This is a genomic window from Streptomyces griseorubiginosus, assembly GCF_017614965.1.
GTDB classification, from domain to species: Bacteria; Actinomycetota; Actinomycetes; order Streptomycetales; family Streptomycetaceae; genus Streptomyces; species Streptomyces griseorubiginosus_B.
The window spans coordinates 1-7,400 of the sequence record NZ_WVUG01000381.1; the positions used below are offsets into that span (position 1 = coordinate 1).

At 71.8% G+C, this 7,400-nt stretch carries 8 protein-coding genes and 1 pseudogene; 4 read left to right on the forward strand and 5 right to left on the reverse strand.

The window, feature by feature from the left end:
- Positions 1-258: pseudogene (locus GRC12_RS39525) on the reverse strand (phosphatase); the annotation flags it as partial.
- A gap of 415 nt (positions 259-673) precedes the next feature.
- On the opposite strand from GRC12_RS39525, the gene GRC12_RS39530 reads away from it, so the two are divergent.
- A complete protein-coding gene (locus GRC12_RS39530; RefSeq protein WP_208785291.1) occupies positions 674-1,087 on the forward strand; it encodes an SsgA family sporulation/cell division regulator in 414 nt (137 codons plus the stop codon).
- Positions 1,088-1,106: 19 nt separating this feature from the next.
- Here GRC12_RS39530 and GRC12_RS39535 read toward each other — a convergent pair whose 3' ends face one another.
- Together GRC12_RS39535 and GRC12_RS39540 are read right to left on the reverse strand one after the other, a co-directional pair.
- Positions 1,107-2,132 carry a Gfo/Idh/MocA family protein gene (locus GRC12_RS39535; protein ID WP_208785292.1) on the reverse strand — a complete coding sequence of 342 codons (1,026 nt, stop codon included), beginning with the start codon at positions 2,130-2,132 and terminating at the stop codon, positions 1,107-1,109.
- Positions 2,133-2,213: 81 nt separating this feature from the next.
- The gene (locus GRC12_RS39540; RefSeq protein WP_208785293.1) at positions 2,214-3,311 is read right to left on the reverse strand and encodes a baeRF3 domain-containing protein; all 1,098 of its coding nucleotides are present in this window, start codon (positions 3,309-3,311) and stop codon (positions 2,214-2,216) included.
- Between the two features lie 149 nt (positions 3,312-3,460).
- On the opposite strand from GRC12_RS39540, the gene GRC12_RS39545 reads away from it, so the two are divergent.
- A complete protein-coding gene (locus tag GRC12_RS39545) occupies positions 3,461-4,156 on the forward strand; it encodes an alpha/beta hydrolase (protein WP_208785294.1) in 696 nt (231 codons plus the stop codon).
- Between the two features lie 19 nt (positions 4,157-4,175).
- Here GRC12_RS39545 and GRC12_RS39550 read toward each other — a convergent pair whose 3' ends face one another.
- On the reverse strand, positions 4,176-4,586 hold the full coding sequence (locus tag GRC12_RS39550) for a PaaI family thioesterase (RefSeq protein ID WP_244374478.1): 411 nt from the start codon (positions 4,584-4,586) through the stop codon (positions 4,176-4,178).
- A gap of 77 nt (positions 4,587-4,663) precedes the next feature.
- Between GRC12_RS39550 and GRC12_RS39555 the strand changes: the two genes are divergently transcribed.
- Positions 4,664-5,089 carry a MarR family winged helix-turn-helix transcriptional regulator gene (locus GRC12_RS39555; protein ID WP_208785296.1) on the forward strand — a complete coding sequence of 142 codons (426 nt, stop codon included), beginning with the start codon at positions 4,664-4,666 and terminating at the stop codon, positions 5,087-5,089.
- 8 nt (positions 5,090-5,097) lie between these two features.
- Here the strand turns inward: GRC12_RS39555 and GRC12_RS39560 are convergent, their stop codons facing one another.
- Positions 5,098-6,672, reverse strand: a complete 1,575-nt coding sequence (locus tag GRC12_RS39560; protein WP_208785297.1) for an alpha/beta hydrolase — start codon at positions 6,670-6,672, stop codon at positions 5,098-5,100.
- A gap of 299 nt (positions 6,673-6,971) precedes the next feature.
- Here GRC12_RS39560 and GRC12_RS39565 point away from each other — a divergent pair.
- On the forward strand, positions 6,972-7,400 hold a 429-nt coding region (locus tag GRC12_RS39565; RefSeq protein WP_208785298.1), incomplete at its 3' end, for a chaplin.

Genomic DNA, 7,400 nt, shown 5'->3' on the forward strand with positions numbered 1-7,400 from the left:
CTCCTGGACGGGGGCGAGGGGGGCCGGGCCATCCCTCAGTTGTGCCAAGTGGGTGCCCAGATCGTCGAGTTGATGCAACGCCAGATCGCAGAGCGCGCGCTGCCACCGCTCCTCGGGGTCCGAGCCGTCGCCGTGGGTGTCCCGCCGTACGGCGTCCACGTCACCCTTCAGCCGTCGCGTCTGCGATATCAGCGCGTCGACCGAGCCGCGCCCCGGCGGCTGGGCGGCTGGGTGATCCGCAGAGAGGTGGGACGGCATGACGCACTCCGATGCGGGGACGGTACGACCAAGGCGGACGGAGGGACCGTTACGACTGTTGCACAGCCCGCGACGCGCTGTAAGGGATTTGGCAACACACGATACGGTGGTGCTTCTGGCATATGCCAGCGTCTCCACGAACCGGTCCGGCTGCGCTTATCGCCTACCGCGCCGGGTGGGTCAAGTCGTAGGCGACGTACGTGACTTGGGGCATCGTAGCCGAGCTCGGGCGAGTGCTCAGCCGCTTGTTCGACGGGTGCTTGTTCGAGCATGCCCGGTGTTCAGGACGCCTCAACCGGTAGTGACACAGGTCACACAAAATGGAAAGCGCTTCCGCGTAATGCGATCGGCTCCTGCGGAGTCGTAACAACAGATCGGCACACCGGCCGACCTCCGACCGCAGGGGAGACCGACCATGGACATCACCCTCGAGCAGCCCGCCCGCGGCCGCCTGATCACCGTCGACGAGCAGGAACTGCCCGTACCGACGACCCTGCGGTACGTCTCCACGGACCCGCTGGCCGTGCACCTGGACTTCCCGCCCGAGGTCTCCCTCGACGGCACCGGCGTCACCTGGACCTTCGGCCGCGCGCTGCTGGAGGACGGGCTGCGCGGCCCGGCCGGCGGCGGTGACGTGCACATATGGCCGTGCGGCCGGGCCCGTACGGTCCTGGAGCTCCACTCGCCCTACGGCCTGGCCCTGCTGCAGTTCGACACCTCGGCCCTGCGCCGGTTCCTGCTGCGCACCTACGCCGTGGTCGGGGTCGGTGAGGAGGACCTCGGCGAGGTCGTCGACCGCGGACTGAGCTCCCTGTTCGGCAACGTCTGAGCCGTGTCGCTCCCGCGCGTCAGTGTCCCGGCCCGGCGTACAGACGCGGCCGCGGGGCGAGGTCGACGGCCATGCGGGCGCCGCTCTCCAGCGCTCTCACCCCCGCCTCGGCGACGACGGATGCCGCGTAGCCGTCCCAGGCGCTCGGACCGGTGACCCTGCCCTGCCGGGTGGCGTCGACCCAGCTCTGCACCTCGCGGTCGTAGGCGTCGGCGAACCGGACGAGGTAGTCCCGCGGCACCTCCCGGCCCTCGGCCCCCCGCGCGGTGACGCGCATCGCGTGCTCGTCGCCGATCCGGGCACTTCCCGCCTCGCAGACGGCCTCGCAGCGCACCTGGTAGCCGAAACCGCAGTTGACGAAGACCTCGACGTCGACGAGGGCTCCCTCCGCGGTCTCGAAGACGACGAACTGCGGGTCCAGCAGGCCCTCGGGCGCATCGGCGGAGGAGCGGGGGCGCAGCACGGTCACCGCCGTGAGTTCCTGGCCGAGCAGCCAGCGGGCCGCGTCGATCTCGTGCGACACCGAGCTGTTGATCAGCATGGCCGAGGTGAACCCGGGCGGGGACGCCACATTGCGGTGGGTGCAGTGCAGCATCAGCGGACGTCCCATACGGCCGTCGTCCAGCAGGGACTTGAGCTGCCGGTATCCGGCGTCGTACCGCCGCATGAAGCCGATCTGCGCCAGCCGCCGCCCCAGGCGGGCCTCCGCCTCCACGACCCGCAGGGCGCCCGCGGAGTCGGGCACCATGGGCTTCTCGCACAGCACCGGCAGCCCGCGGGCGAGGCAGGCGAGCAGTGCCTCCTCGTGCGCCGGACCCGGCGAGGCGATCAGTACGGCCGCGACACCCGGGGCGTCGAGAGCGCCCGCCACATCCGTGTGCGCCGACGCCCCGTCGATGCCCGCCACCGCATCCTCGGCCCGGCCGGCGTCGGGATCCGCGACCCCGAGGACCCTGGCTCCGCTCACCACCCGGTCGAGGCGTCGTATGTGATCGGCACCCATGTGGCCCGCACCCAGGACGGCCACTCCCAGCACTCCAGACACGACCGGTCGGCTCCCTTCCCTCGACGGCCAGGGTTTTTCATGGTCGTCGAGGTCGTCAAGGGAGGCAGCCGGTACGGCCGTTCAGTACCGCAGGACGCCCGCGATCCCGTGCGCGTCGCCGAGCATGCCGTCCGGCACGAAGCGGACCTCCGCGCCGGTCTCCAGACACTGCTCGACGATCTCGTCCACGATGTCCTCACGGGCGTCGAGGTCACCGCTCGCGGCCGGGACCAGGTGGTCACCGAGGACATCGCTCACCGTGACGCGGTAGTTCTCCTCGACGGCCAGAAGCCGCAGCCGGCCCTCGCGGGCGCTGTGCCAGACCTCGTCGACGCCGGCCGCGAACGCCTTGCGGCTGCGGGCCGATTCCAGCTCGCGGGCCACGGCGTCGGTGCCCTTGCGGGCCTCCGCGGCGACCATCGGCCGTACCGCCTGCCACACCGCCTCGGGTGTGCCGTGCGCGAGACCGCCGTGCGGGATGTGCACGGCCTCCTTGGTCACGCTGCCGACCTCGTCCAGCAGCGACAGGGCGGCCGGTTCGCCGGTGACGTACAGCGGACGGGGCTGTTCGCGCAGCACCATGCCCAGTGCCGCGTCGGCCTCCCGCAGGAAGTGCCGCGTGCCCTCGTCGCGGAAGGTGCTCGGCATGTCGCCGATGCGTTCCTGGCGCTCGGCGTCGAAGTTCTCGAGGCTTCTGGTCATCGGAAAGCCGCCGGAGTGGTCCTCCACGACCCGGTCCGTGCCGCCGCTCCAGAGGGTGACCCGGTCGGCGGAGACCGACAGTACCCAGAACGGCCGTTCGGCGGCCTGCGCGGAGACCAGGTTGCGGGTCAGGAAGGTGTCGGAGAGCACCACACGCTCCGGCACCGCACGGGCCAGCGACCACACCTGGTGCTCGCCGGGAGCGGCGAAGATCACCAGACCGTCCTCGGCGTGCGCCAGGTCCACCTCGGCGAGGGCCTGGTCGAGCTGGTGGACGACGTCGGAGCGCCGCTCCCGGGTGACCGCGGGATCGGACTCCAGCTGCTTCTTGGCCTCGGCCACCACATTGCGCAGCCGGACCGGATCCTGGGCGTTGTCGGGCTCCCGACGATGCGTCGGCGTCAGCACGGACACGGCCGGATAGGGCCGCGGGCGCCGGAGCTCGGACAGGGTTGCGGGACTCAGGTCGTGCTCCATAACAAGCACCATAGGACCGTTTCGCGGATGGGGCATTAGGGACAAGGGGGCCGGGCGAACGGGATGAACGGGGTGGCAGCAGGAGGGGCGCGTTCTGCTGTCGGCCAAGGTGCTCGCGCCCCGTCCGGCGCGAGGGACAGGATCGTCCCATGCCGTCGATCTTCGTTCTCGTGCACAGTCCGTCCGTGGGCCCCTCGACCTGGCGTCCGGTGGCCGACCACCTGACGGCCGCGGGCCATGAGGTACGGGTGCCGTCCCTGCTGCACGTCGGCGCCGGTGGCCCGCCCTTCTGGCCGCGACTCGCCGCCGCCGTCCGCGACGACCTGCGGCAGGTCCCGACGGAAAGCCCCGTCACGCTGGTCGCCCACAGCAACGCGGGCCTGTTCCTCCCGGCGATCCGCGCGGGTCTCGAGCGACCGGTCGCCGCCTCGGTCTTCGTCGACGCCGCGCTGCCGGCCCGGAGCGGGGCAACCCCGGTCGCGTCACCGGAGTTACTCGACTTCCTGCGCCCGATGGCGGTCGGCGGCAGACTGCCCCGCTGGACCGACTGGTGGGAGGAGGCGGACGTCGCGCCGATGCTCCCCGATCCCGAGACGCGTAGGGCGGTCGTCCAGGAACAGCCCACCCTGCCGCTGTCCTACTACGAGCAGCGCATCCCGGTCCCGGCCGGCTGGGACGACCACCCCTGCTCCTACCTGCTGTTCGGACCGCCCTACGACGACCTCGCCGCCGAGGCACGCGGACGCGGCTGGAGGGTGGCCCACCTGCCCGGCGCCCACCTGCACCAGCTGGTCGACCCGGCCGGCACGGCCCGGCACCTCGTCGAACTCGGCGGTGCCGCTTGATGCTGAACCGGCGCGATCCCTAGCGGGGCCCGGTCACCGCGATGTTGCCCTGTGCCACCGCGCACAGGGTCCGCGCCCCGGCGCCGTCGACGGTCGTCAGGTCGCAGCGGCACACGATCCGGGTCCGGCCCGCCCGTATCACCTGGGCATGGGCGCGCAGGATCTCGCCGGTGGCGGGACGCAGGTAGTCGATGGTGAAACCGGAGGTGATCAGACCGGGCCCGGCCACCGTGGCCGCCGCGATCGTCAGCGTGTTGTCGGCGGCGTAGGACAGGACCCCGCCGTGGACGAAGCCGTACTGCTGGAGCAGGTCCTCGCGGATGTCCACCTCCAGTGTGGCCTCGCCGTCCCCGAAGGCCGTCAGACGGGCGCCCAGCAGACGGCTGAAGGGCTGCGCCGCGAGGGTCTTCCGGGCGAGCTCAAGATCCATCGCCGCGCTCACCTAAGTCTCAGTTCACCAGTGAAGTGAGGGTGGCGCGCGACGGTGTCCTCTGTCAACATCGGCCCATGTCCGAGCCCGACCAGCGTCTGTTCTTCCTGCTGCAACGTGCCGCGCACCGGCTGCGCACCACGGCGGACCGGCGCTGCGTGGCCGCGGCCGGTGTCACCACAGCCCAGCTCGGGGCGCTGTTCGCCGTGCGGGACCGGCCCGGCATCACCCAGCAGGAACTCGCCCGCACCCTCGGGCTGCGCGAGTCCGCCATCACCGCGCTGGTCACCCGCCTCAGCTCAGCGGGCCTGCTGAGCAAGCGACCGCATCCGCTCCAACACCGGGCGGTGGTGCTGGAGTTGACGGACATGGGCGTGGACGCCCTGCGGGCCGCGCAACCGGAGATCGACGCCTTCAACGCCGAACTGCGGTCCCTCCTCGGCGAGGAGGGCTTCGTCCGCACGGCCGGCGCACTGCACCGCCTCGCCCACTGGGACGAGTGACGACCTCGTCAGGCGTCCTCGTCCGGCCCGCAGGAGCTGCCGCTCGGGGGCAGGGAGCCGTAGAGCAGGAAGTCGTCGACCTTCCGGTGCACGCACTTGGAGGAGCCGTACCCGGTGTGGCCCTCGCCCCTGTTGTCGAGGACCACGGCCGAGGAGCCGAGCCGTTTCGCGGTCTCCACGGTCCACCGGTAGGGGGTCGCCGGGTCTCCGCGGGTGCCGACCAGGAGCATCCTCGGGGAGCGGAGGTCGCGCACCTTGTCGCGGATGTAGTCGGTGCCCTTGGGGCGGCCGTAGCACATGAGCAGTTGGGTGAGCCGGTAGCGCCCGAAGACGGGGGAGGCCTGCTCGTACTGCGCCCGGAGCCGGGCCAGGTCCTTGGTGAGCTGCCCGGCGCTGGGGCGGTCGGGATCGTCGGCACAGTTGATCGCCATCAGCGCCGCGGGGAGATTGTCGAGCGGGACGTCGTCCTCGTCGACCAGGCCGCCGTCTCCCGCGTGCGGTGCGGAGGGCGAGAAACCGCCGTGCGCGAACGCCATGACGCCGCGGGTGTCGCCGTCCTCCACGAGTTGGGCCAGGGCCCGCTCCAGTGAGGGCCACAACTCCTCGCTGTACAGGCCCTGTCCGATGGCGCCCACGAGATCCTGGCCGGTGAACTGTTGTGCCAGGTCCGTCGACACCGGGTCCTCGTCGAGGGAGTGGACCAGCTGCACGACCTGCTCACCGGCGCGCCGCGCGTCCTGGCCCAGCGGGCACGCGATGTCCTGGACGCACCAGTCGACGAAGTCGTCCAGCGCCGTCTGCTGCCCCTCGGCGCCCGCGATGCCCTGCTCGGACATCGGTTCGGTGAGGGTGTCGACACCGTCGAGCACCAACCGGCCGACCTTCTTGGGGAACTGGGCCGCGTACACGGCGCCGAGCCGGGTTCCGTAGGAGAAACCGAGGTAGTTGAGCTTCTTGTCGCCCAGGGCCTGGCGCATCACGTCCAGGTCGTGGGCGGCGTACGTCGTGCCTATGTAGGGCAGGACGGGACCGGAGTGCCTGGCGCACTCGGCGGCGGCCTTCCGCAACTGCCGCAGCACGTCCTGCGGATGGGTCAGGTCCGGGTCGCCCGCCTCCGCGACCGACGCCTCGTCGACACCGTTGCCGCAGCTGACCGGGGAGGAGCGGCCGACGCCGCGCGGGTCGAACGTCACTACGTCGTAGGCGTTGGTCAGGCCCATGAAGTCCTTGCCGCCGCCCGCGAGTTCGCTCACGCCCGCGCCGCCCGGCCCGCCGAAGTTCAGCAGGACCGAGCCACGTTTCGGGCCCGTCGCGCGGTAGCGGGCCAGCGCGAGGTCGAGCGTGCCGGCGCGGGGGCGGGCGTAGTCGAGCGGCACGGTGACCTTGCCGCACTGCAGATCCGTCGGCACGTCCGCGCCCTTGCACCGGGTCCAGTGGATCTCCTGCCCGTAGAAGCGGGACAGGTCGGGGCCGGCGCGTTCGGCGGCGGCCGTCGGCAGCCCCGCGGCGAGCAGGGTCGCGGCGGCGGTCGCGGTCACCGCGCAGCGCCGCACCGCGGGCCGCCTCGACAGCTTGGCCAGCATCGATGCCTCCATGGGCGCCCGTCGCGGACCGGGAGAACGGCGCCCCCGATCACGATAAGCGGACGCCGGAACGCGCGCCTCCGGACGGGCGGGAGTGTGCGGGGTGCCGTACGCTCCGGCCGCGCCGACAGGGATCGGACGGCTTTACAGCTAGTTCGACAACCGTGCCGCTCGATGGGGTGAAAGGCCGATAAGCCATAACTCGGATCGTTCGCCCGGCGTTCTACGCGGTGCGGGCACCTGCCCGTCTCCCCGGCGCGGGCGGTGGCCCGCGACCACGTCTGGAAGGCAGCGAAGCTATGAGAAGGGCTACCCGAAACGGTGTGATCGCCGTCGCCGCCGCCTCCGGCGCGATGGCGCTGTCGGCTCCCGCCCACGCCGATTCCTCGGCGGACGGCGCCACGGCCGGCTCGCCCGGGCTGATCTCCGGCAACACCGTACAGTTGCCGGTGCACGTGCCGGTCGAGGTCTGCGGGAACACCGTGAACGTCGTGGGGCTCCTCAACCCCGCGTCCGGCAACCGCTGCGCCGACGAGGTCGGTCACCGGGCGCCGGGCGCGCCCGCGGCCCACGGCAGCCGGGCACATGGCGGAGGAAAGGATTCACCGGGCGTCCTGTCCGGCAACGGCTTGCAGCTCCCCGTGCACCTCCCCCTGAACGTCAGCGGCAACACGGTGAATGTGGTCGGCGTTGGCAACGCGGCCATGGACAACCACTCCGCGCACCCC

Excerpts from the sequence above, each read along its gene's own strand:
- GRC12_RS39530 (WP_208785291.1), top strand. The coding sequence starts at position 674 with ATGGACATCACCCTCGAGCAGCCCGCCCGCGGCCGCCTGATCACCGTC.
- GRC12_RS39540 (WP_208785293.1), bottom strand. The coding sequence starts at position 3,311 with ATGGAGCACGACCTGAGTCCCGCAACCCTGTCCGAGCTCCGGCGCCCG.
- GRC12_RS39545 (WP_208785294.1), top strand. The coding sequence starts at position 3,461 with ATGCCGTCGATCTTCGTTCTCGTGCACAGTCCGTCCGTGGGCCCCTCG.
- GRC12_RS39550 (WP_244374478.1), bottom strand. The coding sequence starts at position 4,586 with ATGGATCTTGAGCTCGCCCGGAAGACCCTCGCGGCGCAGCCCTTCAGC.
- GRC12_RS39555 (WP_208785296.1), top strand. The coding sequence starts at position 4,664 with ATGTCCGAGCCCGACCAGCGTCTGTTCTTCCTGCTGCAACGTGCCGCG.
- GRC12_RS39560 (WP_208785297.1), bottom strand. The coding sequence starts at position 6,672 with ATGCTGGCCAAGCTGTCGAGGCGGCCCGCGGTGCGGCGCTGCGCGGTG.